This window comes from Bradyrhizobium sp. Pha-3 (assembly GCF_042258615.1).
Classification (GTDB): Bacteria; Pseudomonadota; Alphaproteobacteria; order Rhizobiales; family Xanthobacteraceae; genus Bradyrhizobium.
Genome location: NZ_CP170152.1, coordinates 7,175,214 through 7,190,665, shown reverse-complemented (window position 1 = coordinate 7,190,665; position 15,452 = coordinate 7,175,214). Strand labels below are relative to the sequence as shown.

Here is a 15,452-nt window from a genome sequence, read left to right as displayed (position 1 = left end):
CAAATTTCGCGGCTCCGTTGTGCTGAAAGTGTAGTCGATGGATTGGGAGCGGGTTCGGATATTCCTTGCGGTCGCGCGCGCGGGGCAGATTCTGAAGGCCTCAAAACATCTGCGCTTGAATCATGCCACGGTGGCTCGCCAGCTCACGGCGTTGGAGCGCGGCCTGAACGCCAAGCTGCTCGAACGGCATACCTCCGGCTGCACGCTTACGGCGGCGGGTGAGGCGCTGCTTGTCGCGGCGGAACGCGCGGAAAGCGAGTTTCTCAAGGTCGGCTTGAGCATCGGAGGCTCAAAAGAGGCGATCACTGGCACTGTACGCGTGGGAGCCCCCGACGGGCTCGGCAACTACTTCTTGGCCGATCAGCTCGGCTCGCTTGCGGCGAGGCACCCAGGCCTTCGTGCCACTGCCGCGAACCTTCTCGTTGTCTCGGCGCGAGACCGATATTGCGATTACACTGGATCGGCCGAAGCAGGGCCGACTGGTGTTGTCAAAGCTGACCAACTACACTCTCGGCGTTTACGCGGCAGCGAGTTATCTCGCGCGCGAGGGACCTATAGACGATCAGGCCGATCTTGCCGGCCGTCTATTCGTCACGCATGTCGAGGATTTCGTTTACAGCCGGGCCCTGGACTATGCGTCGGTCTTGGGCCGGCTCATGTCCCGGCGTTACGAATGCGGAAGCGTTATCGCTCAAATGGAGGCCGTTCGGGGCGGGCACGGTGTCGGAATCCTGCATGATTACGCTGCCCGCCGCTATCCCGAGCTGAAGCGCCTACTGCCTGACGTACGTTTTGTTCGGAACTACTGGTTGACGTCCCATCCCGACACGCATGAGACCCGTCGAGTTCAGGAGGTTCATCGATTCATCATGACCGCTGTGAAAGCGGCGAGGTCAACTTTCGATGCGGACTAGCGGCATTCACCACCGCGGCGGTTGCAGGCACCTCAGCCGAGGAGATTGATCCCGCGCATTCGATCAAGGCTCGCAATGCGGACGAAACGAATGCATCTTTGCGATGGACGAACAGTGTGGTGGCTCTGCCCGTTCCATTCGGCAACGGATGAATTCGAATCAAGCCGCGCCGTTCCGCGGGTTCGGCAACCACGTGTGGGACTAATGAAAGGCCGACCGACGCTGCGACACAGCCGATGATCCCGTCGAGCGTTCCCATTTCCATCCAGCGCAGATCAACGAAGCCGCGTGCGCAAGATATTCGGACAAGCGTTGTCGATACGAGCAGCCCGCACGGAAAACGATCACCTTGCGGCCGCTCCCAGTCGCGAGAAATTTGCTAAAGTGCTCTGTGGACGTGACCATCGGGGGCGTGATCAGGACCAGCTCCTCCTCCACGATCGGCTTGCATGCCAATTCACTATGCGTCACCGGCGCGGAGACGAAAGCGCCATCGAGCTTCCGCGACAGTACGGCATCGACCAGATTTGCCGTTGGTCCTGTTTCGATCTGAACGTCGACATCCGGATAGGCGATTGCGTAATGCGTCAGCAAGGGCGGCAAGCGCAAGGCAGCGGTCGTTTCCATCGAACCGATCCGTAATTCGCCACCTGGAGCGGACTCGTCCCTCACCGCGCGCTGGGCCTCCGCCAGGAGCTCGCCGATCCGCTTGGCGTAGGGAAGCAGCCTGCTTCCCATCGAGGTGAGCGTCACCCCCTTCTTGGATCGATGAAAGAGCTGGACACCAAGTTGGACTTCCAGCGCACGAATTCGCTGTGTGACGTTGGATTGCACGGTGTGGAGATCGTTGGCCGCGCGGCCGATTCCGCCAGCCATAGCCACCGCGGCAAAGAAGTTGAGGTCGGTGCTATCCATTGAGGTCATCTCCCATTGTGATGACGTAGATCAATAATAATCACTTTTCTGTTGTCAATGGACGATCTAGCCTTCCCGTATCGAAAGGCGGATCGCCTGAGGGGAGGAAAATATGGCTATCAGGACAAGACTGACGGAGTTTTTTGGACTTGAGCATCCAATCGTGCTCGCGCCGATGGATCCAGCATCGGGCGGCGAACTCGCGTCGGCTGTGTCCGCGGCTGGCGCACTGGGTCTACTCGGCGGAGGCTACGCCAATCGGGTCTGGTTCGAAGAGCAGTCGGCCAAGGTCAGCCGCCCCGACGTAGGCTGTGGCTTCATAACTTGGGCGTTGGCGAGCGATCCAGGCCTGCTTGATCTTGCCCTGCAGCGGCAAAACAGGGCGATCATGCTGTCGTTCTCAGATCCTGCGCCCTTCGCGCCGAAAGTGAAGCAGGCGGGCATTCCACTTATCTGCCAAGTCCAGACCCTTGAGCATGTAAAGCGGGCAATCGATGTCGGCGCTGATGTCATAGTCGCGCAAGGCACAGAGGCGGGTGGCCATGGGCTGACGGCGCGCTCCACCATGCCGTTCGTTCCGGCAGCTGCCGATCTGATCGCGCAGCGAGCGCCCCGAGTTCTCTTGCTTGCCGCTGGCGGCATCGCCGACGGCCGCGGTCTGGCTGCAGCGCTCATGCTTGGCGCTGACGGTGTGCTGATGGGAACGCGTTTCTGGGCCACACAGGAATCCGTCATCCATCGTAATGCCAAGGAAAAAGTCGTCACCGCCACGGGGGATGAAACAATCCGCACCCGTGTCTACGATGTCGTCCGCAAGAAGGCGTGGCCTTCCGAATATACCGGCCGTTTGATGAAAAATGGCTTCATCGAAAAGTGGCATGGTCGGGAGGACGAATTACGCACCCTTCAGGAGGCTGAGTTGCAGCGGGTGGAGCAAGCCTGGACGTCGGGCGACTACGACATCGCCAATGTCACCGTCGGAGAGGGCATCGGACTCATTAACGACATCCCAACCGCCGGAGAACTCGTGAAGCGCATTTCGGCGGAAGCAAGCGCCTGTCTTTCGCGCTACTCAGCTGCGCGGAGTTCGATCGCCGCCTAAGCGGGATCCGCGCCTTCTGCATATTGCCGGGTGAAAATGGCCGCGTGCGCGATGGCGCACGCGATTGAGAAAACGCGTGCCCTCGAGCGAAAGAGAGATGCTGATGAGCGAGTCGAAATTGAATGTCCAAGCTCCGGGAATATGGACCGATGTGCTGGCATCGAGTGCTGGCACCATCATCGAATGGTGCGTCTTCTATCTGTATGGCAGTCTTGCCGTATTTTTTTCGACACTTTTCTATCCTGCCAATGACCCCACCGCAGCGGTCTTAATCAGCGTTGCAACCGTTGCCACCGGATTCGTCATTCGTCCCTTCGGCGCCATCATCTTTGGCAGCCTCGGCGACCGGCTGGGACGCAAACACACGTTCCTGCTCATACTGATCTTGATGGGTATTTCGACGACGTTGGTCGGATTCCTGCCGACATATGCGACCATCGGATTTGCCGCACCCGTCGCGCTTGTGCTGCTGCGGTTGGTCCAGGGGTTGGCGATCGGCGGAGAGTACGGCGGCGCGGCGGTCTATGTAGCCGAGCACGCTCCGAAGAACCGTCGAGGCCTCTACACAAGCTTCATCCAAACCACTGCGACAGTTCGGCGGCTGAAGACCCTGAAGGGCCTCACGCCCTACGAATACATCTGCAAAGCCTGGACAAAAGAGCCCGAACGATTCACCCTCAATCCGCTCCAGCAAATGCCGGGACTAAACAGGGAGCGACTGGCACCTTTTCGTGGGGCGTGAGAAAGGCGTCTGCAAGACGCCCTCGACCACCATCGACCTGCGGTTCCGAGCGACGCGCTGGTTCACGAGGATGAACGGTGTTTGGAGGCAGCTCCATCATCACTGATCGATTGAGGAACCCGCCCTGCTGGCTGTATATCAGCGAGCGATCCTCGGCTCTCCTCTACAGAAGCCGGTGTGAGGTCTCAAGCCAACCCATCCCGTGCAGTCTGGTCTGCCCGATCTGTGAATCGCTGAATTCGGAACCTGCATCTTACGCACGCCGCGGAGCGAGAGCGTTGGCTCGCTCCCGCGGATAACCGGTCTCCGAGTTCAATTCGCGCGGCGCGCAAGTAGAAGCGTAGCTCCCAGGCCAACCATCACGGCGCCCGACGCCTGTCGCGTCTTGGCAATGAATGACGGTCGCTTTGCAAGTCCGGCTCTTGCTTTCGCGGCCCAATAGGTTACGATCAGGTCGACACTTGTGTTCAGTGCGACCGAGACGAGCCCAAGTACGATGAACTGCGCGCCGACGTGCGCAGTTGGATCTACAAATTGCGGGATGAAGGCGAGAAAGAATGCAGCCGTCTTCGGGTTAAGGGCCTCGACCACGATGCCTTCGCGAAAGGCACGATGCGCCCCTGTCGTCTGGACAGCTGTTGGTTCCACGACACGGGCTGCGCGCCACGTCTTGATACCGAGCCAGATGAGATAGAGGGCTCCCGCGATCTTCAACAAAGTGAACGCCTCCGCGCTTGCCATGACGAGCGCGGATATGCCGATAGCGCCGCCGAGAACGTGCACGAGCCCGCCGAGACCGAGGCCCACGCTCGATGCCAATCCTTCCGAGCGCCCGCCAGCAAGCGTGCGTGCCACGATGTAGAAGATGCCTGGCCCCGGCGTGATCGCGACAACGAGGGCCGTTGCCAAGAACAGAAGCGAGGTCTGAAAGCTGAACATCGAGTATCTCTGATTGTGCTAATTTGAGGATCTCTCTCCGCCCTGAACCGGAATGAGCAGTCCTACTTCTCGATCCCGCGGGTCCTCGCTTGCCGTAAGGCCGGCAGCAACGCGCGTGCGGTCCGCTTCAGGACGGTTCTGGCTCATCTTGCGTTTGCCCTCGAACCTGGTGACGGGAATGCGCACCCCAACAATCCCGTGCAATTGTGCGGCGACGAAATCGGCAGGAGCTTCGTCAACAGTCCAAGGCTTTGCGCGCGGCCTCTCCTTAATGTTTGTAAGGCCCGTGACAACCTCAAGCAAGCGTTCGGGATCCTGAAAGAATTCAACCGGGCCATAGGCGTGGACGGCGATGTAGTTCCATGTCGGTACCACTTTCCCGGTTTCTTGCTTGGTGGCGTACCAGGAGGGCGTCACATAGGCTTCTGGACCCATAAAGATAGCGAGGGCTTCGCCGACCGGCGATGTGTTCCATTGTGGATTGGCCTTTGCCACGTGCCCGTACAGCACGCCGCGCTCGCCTTCGGTCTCATCGAGGAACAGCGGCAGGGGCGTCGCAATTGGCCCGTCTGCCGTGGCGGTGACCAGATTGGCCAGCCGGTCAGCGCGTATCGTCGCTCGGATGTCGTCGAGGTCATCGTCCCTGAAGGCGGGGGGCACATACATGGTGTTCTCCGTTCTCTCGAAGGTTCGTTCAGGTGACGCGCAACGAGTTGGGCGATCGCGTTACAGCAAGCTGGTGACTTTCCCAAAGTCCTGTTTAGTCCCGGCATTTGCTGGAGCGGATCGAGTTTGAATCGTTCAGGTTGGGAAGTCCAGCATTTGCAGATGTGTTCGTTAGGCGTGAGGCCGTTCAGGTCTTCAAGCGCCGAGCGTGGTTATTGGCGGCGATGAAGTCGGCAAGGTGAGCTTCGAGCTGATCGTGTCGATCGTAATGGTACCGTTGGACGGTCGCTTCCTTGATCGTGCGGTTCATGCGCTCGACCTGGCCATTGGTCCAGGGTGCTTGATCTTGGTCAGCCGGTGTTCGATTCCGTTTTCTTGGCATCGCATATCGAACATATGCCGTTGGGCCGTCCGCAAAGCGCGGCGGGAAGGTGGTCTGGATCCCATTGTCGGTGAGCACTGTGTGGATCTTGTAGGGCAGCCGCGATCAGAGCTTCGAGGAAGGCCGAGGCTGAGGTCCTTCCCGCCTTCTTGACTAGTTGCACGAAGGCGAACTTTGCTGGTGCGATTGATTGCGAGGTAGAGGTAGAGCTTGCCTTCGGCAGTCTGGAGTTCAGCGATGACGATGTAGAAATAGCCGATCGGATAAGCCTTGCACTTTTTCTTCGAAGGCTTACCACCTTCAACCTCCGGCAATCGGCTGATGCCGTGGCGCTGGAGGTAGCGATGCAGGGACGACTGCGTCAGATGCGGGATGGTCGGCTGCAAAGCATAGAGGCAATCGTCGAGCGGCAGCAGTGTATGCCGCCGGAAAGCGACGATGATCGCCTCCTCATCGATGGAAAAGACCGTCGAGTTGGCTTCCTTGGGGCCTGTCGAGAGATCGGCGACGGTCTCGCGCTGCTTCCAGTTCGCGACAGTCTTCTGATTGATCCCGTAGCGCTTGGCGAGTGCTCTCTCCTGACTATTTTGTATTGCTCGACGGACTGCCTCCGTCGTGGTGGCGCAGCCGTCTAAAACTTGTTCCATAGCGCATCCTTCGAACCTTGCGACAAGAATGCACCATCAAAGCCCGGGACTAAACAACTAGACCTGGTAGCCCCAAGTTCGCACCAGCGACGTGAGTCTCGTTCAAGGCGTCGTTCGCAGATCAGTCACCCTTTACCAGCAGACGCGTGCTGCACCCCTTCGGGCATTCGCGAGGACGACGCGTCCAACCGGTCGGTCGCCAGCCGCACGATCCTGAAACGTGCGAACAGCGTCCTCATCGGGTTGTCCGCGCGTTCGAGCCCGTGGCGCAGAAGACTTCGTTTGAGCGAGACCCGAAGGCTAATCCTACCTGGGAGTGGGCCAAAGAGCCTGAGGTTACGGCCTCTGATCGACACATCGCCGCGTTCAGACGTTTCCCCACGTCGCTAGTCGGCTATGCGTTCGACGGAGAGGGGGCTGCTACACCACGATCGGGCCGTTCTCCTCAGCGCCGCCATTTCGAGATAGGGATTGCTTCCCATGGGCTCAGTATCCAGAGCAGATATTCCGCATGCGCCCGATTGGCGGCGGGCTCCCCGGCGGCGGCCCTCGCAATGACTTCGGTGCCGAGGGAGCGAATGCGCGGATCGAACGCCACCGCGATCTGCCGCTACAAGCCCAGCGGATCGAAGCTAAGATACATGATCTCAAAAAGCGCCCGACGGCTAGAATCGGGCCTGACGAGAACCGGGCTATGCCGGCGCGGCCTTGGCAAATGAAATTCCAGGAACGTCTCTTCGACATCGCCGGTGCGCGCGCAAGAGTTGCACTCGCCTTGTCTATGCTGTTGTCCCGGATCAACCCTTGTAGAGGCACAATCGCGACATACCAAGGCGTCGGCGCCGAATTGGCACCGACGTCGGTGGTCATGAGCAAGCTTCAGGACGGCATCTAACAGCGTGGAGCGGTGAGGCCTTCAATTGAGCTTATAAGAGGCCTGAAAGAACGTGCCCCAGCGATCCATGCTGTACTTCGCAAATCTGGTCGGCTGACCGGCGCAGCCGCGGTTGGAGCACCTGGTGCCTTCGCTCTGCGCTTCGGTCCACATGGCCCAATAGCGGCCACCGACGCCGACGCTGATGTTGTCGGTGATGAAGTAGGACAACACGCCTTCAAGTTGGACGCCGCCGCCACCGCTGCCGCGTTGTTCGGTAAACGTGGTCAATTTGCGCAAGAGGTGATAGTCACGTCCCTTGAAATCGGTCCAAGGCAGGTAAGCGATGTCAGCGTTCACACGCCAACGCTCCGTCAGCATGGCTTCGGCGCTCAGGCCGATCCGAGGCGCATTCCATTGAGTATCCTCGCCGCCTTCGACCCTGTTGTCACCCGGCGCAAGACATGGATTGAGGGGGTTAGCCATCTGCATGCATCCGGTCGAGTCCAAGTTCTGGCCGTAATAGGTCCAGCCTATAAATCCGCCGACCTTGTAGTCGGTACCGCGCAGGAAATCGTAACCGACGTCGGCCGTGTAATACGTGAACCTTCCGTTTGACGGGTTTGAAAGGGTGTTGGAGTACGAGAAATTGTCGCGAATTCCCCAATCTTCATCGTTCTTGTTTCCTCTGTTGAAGCGCCCGACTCCAAGTGTGCTCTTCAGAAACACCCCCCAAGGGCTGTCAAGACGGCCGAATAACTCCCCCGAAAGTCCGTCCAGTCCGTGATATGTGAGTCGTGATATCAGCGCGCTTGGCTCTTCAATCCCGCCATAGGGCACAGCACTGGGGTCCCATTGGAATCTTCCCCGGCTGAGCCAGAGCCGCGATCCACCTTCGAACGACCAACCGTCCGCGTAGCGAATGGGCGACACGCCGGCATGGGCCTTCCCGTACAGCGACGTATCGGACCATTGCGCGGCCTGCGGGTCGGCGTCAAAATGGTAGTTCAGGCCAAGCTTTCCGATGTGATGGCTGCTGGACAGGTTGGTTGTGTTCGCCGGCACAATTGCAAACGGTGGATACTGCACTGTCGAAGCGGTCGCGACACTCGGCCCGCCAAAATGCAGATAGTCATATTCGACGTTGATCGACCATGCAGGCGTAAGTGCTTGCTCGACGCCCAGCCCGATAATGCTACCGACTCGACCATAGTCGAAATGGGTTTTCTCCTGGGCGTAAGAGCCGTATTCGTTGTTGTTGATGACGTCGCCCCGATTGTTTTGCCAGGCTACGCCTCCCTTGAGATAGGCCAGCGTGTGGCCGAGCGCGCCAAAAGCGTAACCAACGCGGGCGGTCCCCGTGGCAAAGAGGTTGGGGCCTGCCTTGCAGTTTGCGCTGACAACGAAGCCGGAGGCGGCGAGGCAGGTGTTTGTGCCTTCGGAGACAACCCCGCTGGCGTCGAGTTCGACACCAAACACCCAGCTGTTGTTCTGCCAATTGTAGCCGATCTGGCCACCTGCAAGGAACGCTGGCGTATCGACGATGCCGCCATAGATTGATGGACCGTAGGGATTGCTGAAAGAGGTTTGGCCGTACCCACCGCCGACGTGTCCGCCAATATAGCCGCCTGACCAGTTCCACACAGCCAGTGGCAGTCTCTCTTCTCGCTCAAGGTACGCCTTGGCTGCACCATTTGCGAAGAGCGCAATTGTCGTGGCACTCCAAAAAATAATTCTAGATCGCATCAAAGATTGCCTTGCCTTTCGATGTCCACAACGTGGCTCCTTAAGTTATCGCCGCACGGCAAATCGTCCGGGGCAGACGCAGACACTGCGGCAACCCGCGCCGGGTCCGTCCCGAAGATCACCGCACCGCGATTAGTGATGGAGTTCTGAACGAAGCAAACCGCATGCCGAACTGAATTCGTATATTTTGCAGGAAGTTCCTAAGAGTGTGTCGTGTCAACTTCCTGACAGTGGTCTCAAGGCTGACAATAGAAACCTTCGACAGTCTCTCAATGCGCGATGAATGGGCGGAGCACGCCCCGATGGGCGAACCTTCTAAACCGGACCTGCTCAATCGGCGTATAAGCGGCACGACGAGGCATCGCATCACTTCCGGTTTCACGTCCTTGAGGGTCACCTTGATCCGGACGGCGGTCGTGTTGAGGCTCATGCCGCCAGCCTCGGATCGTGTGCATGCATCGTGTGGGTCGACGACCACGGAAGCAGTTCGTCCAGTCGCGCCGCAGGCCAGCCATTGACGAGCTTCGCAAGGACGTCGGAGAGCCAGTGCTCGGCGCTGACGCTGTTGAGTTTACAGGTTTATGCCGAGTGCCGAACTATGCCGAATGGGCTTGTTTTCCCGAGATCCACCGTGACCGGCGTGTAATCGACTCGGCATAGCTTGTCTTGTGCCTCCGCTTTCGTCGAGCTCTACGCGGCGCTTCTCGTCAAGGACGAGCGCGCTAGCCACGGCACGTGGCGATGTCTGAACTTGGGCGGCGGTCTGCTCAGCTCGATCAAAAGATGCGGCTTGAAGCTGACTGATCTCGATGAGCGTGGCCGAACGGTACCTTAACAAACGGGGAAGCAGTGTATTCAGCCCGGGGACCGAGCGGCGCTGAAGCGGTTGCTATCTGTGTTGGGTGAGGCGGGCATGATTGCATCTGCGCCGCTGCCGCCGACCACCACGGAGGACCAGATATTCGAGGGGTTCAGCGATTACCTGCGCCAGGAACGCGGGCGGGCAAATCGGACATGGCGGTACTGTGCGCTCATCCGACTCGTTGCGTTTCGGTGAGCTCGTTTCTGGCGCGAAACTGGTGCGGTCATCGGCTGTCGAAATTGAAGGAGTTCGACATTTGCCGCGATCGGCATTGTGTCGATTTTGACTTTCGGATTTTCAAACCGCTCATCCGGGAAGATTGGGCTAGAAGGTCACGGTGACGACGATGGTATCGGCGTAGGTTCCTGGAGGGGGTGAGGTTTGCGGTGGGACGCGCCCATAGACGGAAATGTTCTGATTCAACGCTGTTCCTGTGCCAAGCACGCAGGTATTGGCACCGGACGAGCAGGTTGTAGCGGATGTCGTACTTGTCCAGGCGCTGGTCCGGGCCGCGTCCGTATAGAGATTGTAATTGATGAAGCTCAAGCTTGCCTGCATGCGCCGTTGGCTGCCGCTTGCATGTAGTCCGTTGTCGAGGCCGATTGAGTACGGGGTCGTGTTGGTGCACTTCACTGAAATCGTTCCAACGCCGTCAATATTCGACGTCAACAGCGAAGCGTTACCGAAGCTGAGTGGCGTGGTCGAAACAATGCAATTTCCGGCGATTGTCGCCGTCCAGGGCGAGGAGCCTGCATTTGTTGTCGTTCCCGGGTTCGTCGAACAATTCGGGCTTGTAAGAAGATAGGCCGCGTAGGCGACGACCGGAGAGGTCGTACTCCAGACGTAGGTCCCGGGTATTGTTGCCTGCTGATTGGCGAGGAAGCGCCCATAGACGGTCAGACTTTGTTGCGTGGGTCCGCCCAAAAGAGGAAGGCTGAGATTGATGCTGACACCACCGGACCCATACGCGGTGGTCCCGTATCCCCAGGATCCCCAGACCTGCGTGCGCCCGGAATCCGTATAGAGCTCGTGTATTGCCGTATTCGCTCCACTTCCCAGTGATCGAACCGAACTGTTGCTGTTGGGCGCCCCCTGGTTGAATTGCACACACGCATTGACAGTGCAGCCGAGGGCACAGCCGCTGCATGTTACGGTAAATGTCGAGGTCGTATCGACAGCGCCACCGGCCAGGATGTCGACAGCTCCGTAGTTGCCAGACGCCGAGGTAACGGAGCAGCTTTGGGCGTGGGCCGAAAACGATGCCGCAAATTGCAGGAGCAAGGCGAAGAGCAAAGTTCGCTTTGAGCCGATGACCACGATTTCGATCTCACAAATGCGGGTTGGTCAGAACGGATGATTGAGGAAATTGACGTACGAAGGCACTGTTTTACACGGGAAATGACTGCATCATTGGCACGCGACGCCGGGGATCCGGACCTGTTCGCCCGGCCGCGGATTGAACGCAAACGTGGCGCGGCAGCGCGCGTCGGCAAACTCGATTTCGGCTTCGTTCATTGACGAGAGCCCCCTGATATAGGCCTGCCCGTCGTAGCCTACGACAAACTCGGCTCCGCCGGTCATATGGCCGACAGCCCCGGCCGGCAGAACGCGATTGTCAGGCCCGACAAAGGTAACCAGCGCAGCCGTCGTCTCCTTGCGGACGTCAAATCTGACGAGCATCCCGGCGCGATCGGCCGGAGCGACGATGTCATGCGTCGTTGCTGCTTCGTCGTCGACCGGAAGGTTCGTCGGGTCGATCGCAATCTTGTTCTTCTGGTAGGACCGGAGCGTCGGGATCAACAGCATGCCCCTGGAATCGGTGACACCCGCCCGCCGGTTCTCGCTGAGGACCTCGACATCCGGCACGCCAGTCGCGACCACCGCGAAACTGTCGTCGATCCAGTTCGAAAGGAAAACACCGCCTCCCATGGTGGTGATCGAGCCGCGCAATTCCAGTGATCCCACGCTGCCGGATCCGGCCTGGCTTGCGCCGGCCTGGATGGTGCCGTAGCTCGACCTGTAGGAAGCCGTTGCCTCCCGGTACCTCGATGAGCCCTCGGAATCGTGGACGCGCCAGCCATAGCTGCCAGGCTCCGGCCCGAGCGACTTGACGGCATCAACGGTACCGGTCGTACCGCTCCGTCCGCTCGAAACTCCGGTCGTGATCGAAGCTGAGTCGCCAAAAGGGATACTCAAACCGGCAAACATGCCGGTATTCCTCTTGGTACGGAAATCGTGGAAGACGGTGGAGAATATCGACGCATTGTAGGGCAACGAACGCGAGTAAGAGGCCGTCACGATATTGGAACGATGGCCTGAGTCATCGCGCAGACCGACAAAGCTTGCACTCAGGCTGGCCCGGGGGTCGAATGGCATCGGAGCGCTGAAAGTGATGCGATCGAGTGCGACCGGCGCACGGGCGCTGCCATAGATGCCCGTCACATAGGCAAACGAGTTCGACAATGAAGCGATACTGCCGGGCAGGTAATTGAATAGCCCGTTCAGATTTTGCAGGCCGCCGTTCAACGCCGCGATGTTTTGCAATCTTGCGGTCGCCGAGGCAAGGTCGTCATAGGTGCCGAAGGTGTGTTGCGAACTCGCCGAAATGCTCACGCCCAAGAGCCGGGTCTCATAGGAAGCGTAGCTCTGCAGACCGCGGTTCGTGCCGCTTCCGCTGCCAGCCAAGGCCACGGCGGCGACACCAATCGTCCCGGTCCTGAAGACACCACCGATGCCACCGTTGATGACGCCGGCTCCGCCTTCGACGTGCGCCTCTGCCGTCAAGCCGTCGTAAATACCTCGTCGCAGGGTTGCAGACCCGACAGGCGAGCCGACATAGACGTCACTGCTAGAGCCGTAGGACAGCCGCGGCAATCCGCCCTCCACCGACCAACTGCTCAGCCCGGGCGCAAGCAGGCTCGAGGTCGCATAAAACGGCGCCGATGTCTGGATCTCGTGACCTGCCGAATCCCGCACCACGAGCTGCGTCGTGCCGGCGCCGGAAATCAGCGGTACGTTGTTCACGCTGAAAGGGCCGGACGCGACGTCCTGAGAAAATGTCTTGATGTTGTTGACATAGACATCGACGGTTGACGGCACTGCGGCGCTACCGCCGAGGGTCGCCAGCGGCGCGGTAATGAGATCGGGCCGCAGGGCAAAATCGCGTTGAGCCTGAAGGCCGCCGATCCTGATCGGCCGCGACCAGGCCAGTCCGCCGTTGATCGTATCCCCAGCAACGTAGCCGATCATCCGGTCCTGGTCGGAATACTGGAAAGACGAATTCAGCCGTGTCGCCTGCGCAGGCTGCTGTGGACCAGTGCGGACGATCGCCGACTGTTCGGCGGTGCCGTAAGGCGAAAACGCCCGGGCATCGAGCAAAAGCGATGTATAACCGAGCCCGATCAATCTCGGGGTAGCTGCGTTGCTGGTTGAACTCAACAGGTCATAATTCAGCACCGCGCCGGGATCGGCCCGCGCCTTTGGCAGGTTCCCGCTGGAGCCGCCTGCGTCAAAGAGCTGCGGCTTGCGTCCCGCTTCGTCGACGGCAATGAATATTCGCTGTGTTCTCTCCTCATATCGATACTTTAGGGTCGGGATATCATCCAGTGCGATGATCTCGCCCGGTCGATGCGACGGGCCCGGTTGCAGGCCGAGGCTTTCCAGTTCCTCCACCGTTCCGCCGATACGACCGTCATCGAACCGCACGAATGATCCGATCGTTCGGGCGGGCATGGAGTTGATCACGACATCGAGTTGCAGATTTGTCTGGGCTTCCCCCGCGCGCGAACGCCCGGCACAGAGGACCATGCCAAGGAGTGCTAAGATGGACACAAGTGCGGAGCCTCTTCTACCTCCGAGTCGGAGACTCAATAATCGCATGAGTCTGACCCTTGTCGGTGTCCGCCGTGACGGCGATGGATCCGCCGGATCCAAAGCTGCGTGGATATTTCGGCGTGGCCCAACTCATGGAGGAATGTCCGAGGACATAGCCGAGGAGACCATTGCCAAAGGACAAGGTAGCTCCAGAGGAATCCTTGAGCCGCAGGTTTGCGATACGTAGCCGCTCGTCGCCGGCATTGTGGGTCACGACCGTCAGTTGGCCAGCTTCAGTGCGGAGCGCCCAGGAAACCTGCGGCCGGCCCATCTCGCGGCCGCGAAAAAACGCCGGGATCGACTGTCGTACCAAAAGATTGACGCTGCGACCTTGGCTGCCGCCTGTTCGCGGCAATTGGTCGACGATGACACGATAGCTTTCTTCACCATTGACCGGCTGTTTCGACACCCGCACAACCCGCACGACGTAGTCTGAATGAGGCGCCATCCTGACGGCCGGAGGTGATGCCACCACGTCGGTTGTCGGTTCAAGCCTCTCCTTGCCGTCGGACTGCGACCAGCGAAGCACGCGGGTCTGGACTTCGACATCTGCATCTTCGTCATTGCGCAGCGTCAGGGAAGCCGCCGCCGCCGGCGCATTCAGTTCCAGGAGAACGGGTTCAACGCGAAGCGCGGTGGCATGGGCAACCTCCATGCATGCCAGGCTTGCGACAAATGCGGCCAGCAGAGTTGAATTTTGATGCATCGCGATGCCCAGTCGATCTCGGAATGTGTGCCGGAAGGCATTTGGTCGATACGCGAAGCAACAGAACAGCGAGCCGTTGCCGCGGTCTCTACTTCAATACGTGATGGTCATGACCACCGTGTCCGTGTAGGTGCCAGTGTTCGGTGCGATGCCGGTAGCGGGAACGGTACCGAAAATGTTGATCGTCTGCGCCGATCCGTTACCGGTGCCGAGAAAGCAGCCGTTCGTGGTTGTGCAGGTGGTGCTGCTGGTAGCCGTGGTCCAGGGGTTTGTACGGGCTGCATCAGTATAGAGATCGTAGTTGATAAAATTCCCGGCATTCGTCATCCGCCGCTGGCTGCCGGACACATTTGCTCCGTTGTCCATGGCGATGGAGTACGGGCTGCCATTGGTGCAGGTGACTGAGACGGTTGTGCTGCCCGACTGCAAGGTGGTCGCGAGCGTTGTCCCGGACACGCTCCCGAAATTGAGCGTCGCAGCGTTGATTGTGCAAGCCGCCGTGATGGTGATCTGAACGGTCAAATTCGCGGTCGATGTGCCGGCCTGGGCGGACGTTTGATAACCGGATGCCACGGCAACGAAGAGCGCGACCGCTCCAATTCGCGAAGCCTGCCCCATTCGTCGCTTCAGCAAAGGTCCACGATCGTCGCGCATGCGAATCCTTCGACAATGATCAAAAACCCTGCTCGCCGCTTTCCTAGTCGGCCGGCAAACTTCTTCGGTATCTTCCAACGAATTCATCGCCAGTTGTGCCAGGACACGCAGGCCATCGTCGCCAACCAAAGAATCAAAATTGGGTAAACTTTGAATGAGCAAAAGCTTAGCGAGGCCTGATCGAACCATCGACAACTATGGCCCCATCAAAAACTATAATGGCCAGCAAAGTCGGCCGGCGGATTCAGGGCCACACCGGCTCTGGCTGCGCTTGGGGCTTAGTCTGCCGCCCTCTGAACTCGTTGGTGGGCCCGGCAGGAGCATCCACCATCGCTCATAAAGCCTTGATTTCGGGAAGGGCAGGCAGGAAGCGAGACAGGATGTCCCACCTTTCTGCCTCACCATTAGCCGAACGGTGAGCTCTTTTACA

At 59.3% G+C, this 15,452-nt stretch carries 11 protein-coding genes and 4 pseudogenes; 4 read left to right on the top strand and 11 right to left on the bottom strand.

The features are described 5' to 3' along the window. The first annotated feature begins 37 nt into the window (after positions 1–37). Positions 38–914 (top strand): annotated as a pseudogene (locus ACE10Z_RS33795) (LysR family transcriptional regulator). On the opposite strand, the gene ACE10Z_RS33790 reads toward ACE10Z_RS33795, so the two are convergent. Both ACE10Z_RS33790 and ACE10Z_RS33785 read right to left on the bottom strand, forming a co-directional pair. Beyond that, on the bottom strand, positions 868–1,173 hold the full coding sequence (locus ACE10Z_RS33790) for a LysR substrate-binding domain-containing protein (RefSeq protein WP_375784660.1): 306 nt from the start codon (positions 1,171–1,173) through the stop codon (positions 868–870). The pseudogene ACE10Z_RS33795 and the gene ACE10Z_RS33790 sit on opposite strands and share 47 nt — an antisense overlap. Beyond that, positions 1,116–1,829: a LysR family transcriptional regulator gene (locus ACE10Z_RS33785; protein ID WP_375784659.1), complete on the bottom strand. Its 714-nt coding sequence runs from the start codon at positions 1,827–1,829 to the stop codon at positions 1,116–1,118. Before ACE10Z_RS33785 ends, ACE10Z_RS33790 begins: the two co-directional genes overlap by 58 nt. A 112-nt stretch (positions 1,830–1,941) precedes the next feature. Between ACE10Z_RS33785 and ACE10Z_RS33780 the strand changes: the two genes are divergently transcribed. Beyond that, complete coding sequence (locus ACE10Z_RS33780) at positions 1,942–2,931, top strand: NAD(P)H-dependent flavin oxidoreductase (protein WP_375784658.1); 990 nt, start codon at positions 1,942–1,944, stop codon at positions 2,929–2,931. 97 nt (positions 2,932–3,028) lie between these two features. Next, positions 3,029–3,526, top strand: a pseudogene (locus ACE10Z_RS33775) (MFS transporter); the annotation flags it as partial. A 459-nt stretch (positions 3,527–3,985) separates the two neighbouring features. Here ACE10Z_RS33775 and ACE10Z_RS33770 read toward each other — a convergent pair. From ACE10Z_RS33770 to ACE10Z_RS33760, 3 genes and pseudogenes are all read right to left on the bottom strand, one after another. Beyond that, entirely contained in the window at positions 3,986–4,612 is a 627-nt protein-coding gene (locus ACE10Z_RS33770; RefSeq protein WP_375784657.1) for a LysE family translocator, read from the bottom strand. An 18-nt stretch (positions 4,613–4,630) separates the two neighbouring features. Next, positions 4,631–5,278 (bottom strand): FMN-binding negative transcriptional regulator, encoded by a 648-nt coding sequence (locus ACE10Z_RS33765; RefSeq protein WP_375784656.1) that lies wholly within the window; start codon positions 5,276–5,278, stop codon positions 4,631–4,633. Positions 5,279–5,370: 92 nt separating this feature from the next. Further along, positions 5,371–6,307 (bottom strand): annotated as a pseudogene (locus tag ACE10Z_RS33760) (IS481 family transposase); the annotation flags it as partial. Between the two features lie 511 nt (positions 6,308–6,818). Between ACE10Z_RS33760 and ACE10Z_RS33755 the strand changes: the two are divergent. Further along, positions 6,819–7,202, top strand: a complete 384-nt coding sequence (locus ACE10Z_RS33755) for a hypothetical protein (RefSeq protein WP_375784655.1) — start codon at positions 6,819–6,821, stop codon at positions 7,200–7,202. Positions 7,203–7,223: 21 nt separating this feature from the next. Here ACE10Z_RS33755 and ACE10Z_RS33750 read toward each other — a convergent pair whose 3' ends face one another. From ACE10Z_RS33750 to ACE10Z_RS33725, 6 genes and pseudogenes are all read right to left on the bottom strand, one after another. Beyond that, complete coding sequence (locus ACE10Z_RS33750) at positions 7,224–8,927, bottom strand: outer membrane beta-barrel protein (RefSeq protein ID WP_375784654.1); 1,704 nt, start codon at positions 8,925–8,927, stop codon at positions 7,224–7,226. Positions 8,928–9,353: 426 nt separating this feature from the next. Then, positions 9,354–9,506 (bottom strand): annotated as a pseudogene (locus ACE10Z_RS33745) (transposase domain-containing protein); the annotation flags it as partial. Positions 9,507–10,113: 607 nt separating this feature from the next. Next, positions 10,114–11,106: a spore coat protein U domain-containing protein gene (locus tag ACE10Z_RS33740; protein WP_375784653.1), complete on the bottom strand. Its 993-nt coding sequence runs from the start codon at positions 11,104–11,106 to the stop codon at positions 10,114–10,116. Between the two features lie 90 nt (positions 11,107–11,196). Further along, on the bottom strand, positions 11,197–13,596 hold the full coding sequence (locus ACE10Z_RS33735; RefSeq protein ID WP_375784652.1) for a fimbria/pilus outer membrane usher protein: 2,400 nt from the start codon (positions 13,594–13,596) through the stop codon (positions 11,197–11,199). 40 nt (positions 13,597–13,636) lie between these two features. Next, complete coding sequence (locus ACE10Z_RS33730) at positions 13,637–14,368, bottom strand: molecular chaperone (RefSeq protein WP_375784651.1); 732 nt, start codon at positions 14,366–14,368, stop codon at positions 13,637–13,639. Positions 14,369–14,461: 93 nt separating this feature from the next. Beyond that, positions 14,462–15,211, bottom strand: a complete 750-nt coding sequence (locus tag ACE10Z_RS33725) for a spore coat U domain-containing protein (protein WP_375789980.1) — start codon at positions 15,209–15,211, stop codon at positions 14,462–14,464. Positions 15,212–15,452 lie beyond the last annotated feature (241 nt).

Coding starts and splice junctions, on each gene's coding strand:
- ACE10Z_RS33790 (WP_375784660.1), bottom strand. CDS start 1,173: ATGGGAACGCTCGACGGGATCATCGGCTGTGTCGCAGCGTCGGTCGGC.
- ACE10Z_RS33785 (WP_375784659.1), bottom strand. CDS start 1,829: ATGGATAGCACCGACCTCAACTTCTTTGCCGCGGTGGCTATGGCTGGC.
- ACE10Z_RS33780 (WP_375784658.1), top strand. CDS start 1,942: ATGGCTATCAGGACAAGACTGACGGAGTTTTTTGGACTTGAGCATCCA.
- ACE10Z_RS33770 (WP_375784657.1), bottom strand. CDS start 4,612: ATGTTCAGCTTTCAGACCTCGCTTCTGTTCTTGGCAACGGCCCTCGTT.
- ACE10Z_RS33765 (WP_375784656.1), bottom strand. CDS start 5,278: ATGTATGTGCCCCCCGCCTTCAGGGACGATGACCTCGACGACATCCGA.
- ACE10Z_RS33755 (WP_375784655.1), top strand. CDS start 6,819: ATGCGCCCGATTGGCGGCGGGCTCCCCGGCGGCGGCCCTCGCAATGAC.
- ACE10Z_RS33750 (WP_375784654.1), bottom strand. CDS start 8,927: ATGCGATCTAGAATTATTTTTTGGAGTGCCACGACAATTGCGCTCTTC.
- ACE10Z_RS33735 (WP_375784652.1), bottom strand. CDS start 13,596: ATGGTCCTCTGTGCCGGGCGTTCGCGCGCGGGGGAAGCCCAGACAAAT.
- ACE10Z_RS33730 (WP_375784651.1), bottom strand. CDS start 14,368: ATGCATCAAAATTCAACTCTGCTGGCCGCATTTGTCGCAAGCCTGGCA.
- ACE10Z_RS33725 (WP_375789980.1), bottom strand. CDS start 15,211: ATGGTTCGATCAGGCCTCGCTAAGCTTTTGCTCATTCAAAGTTTACCC.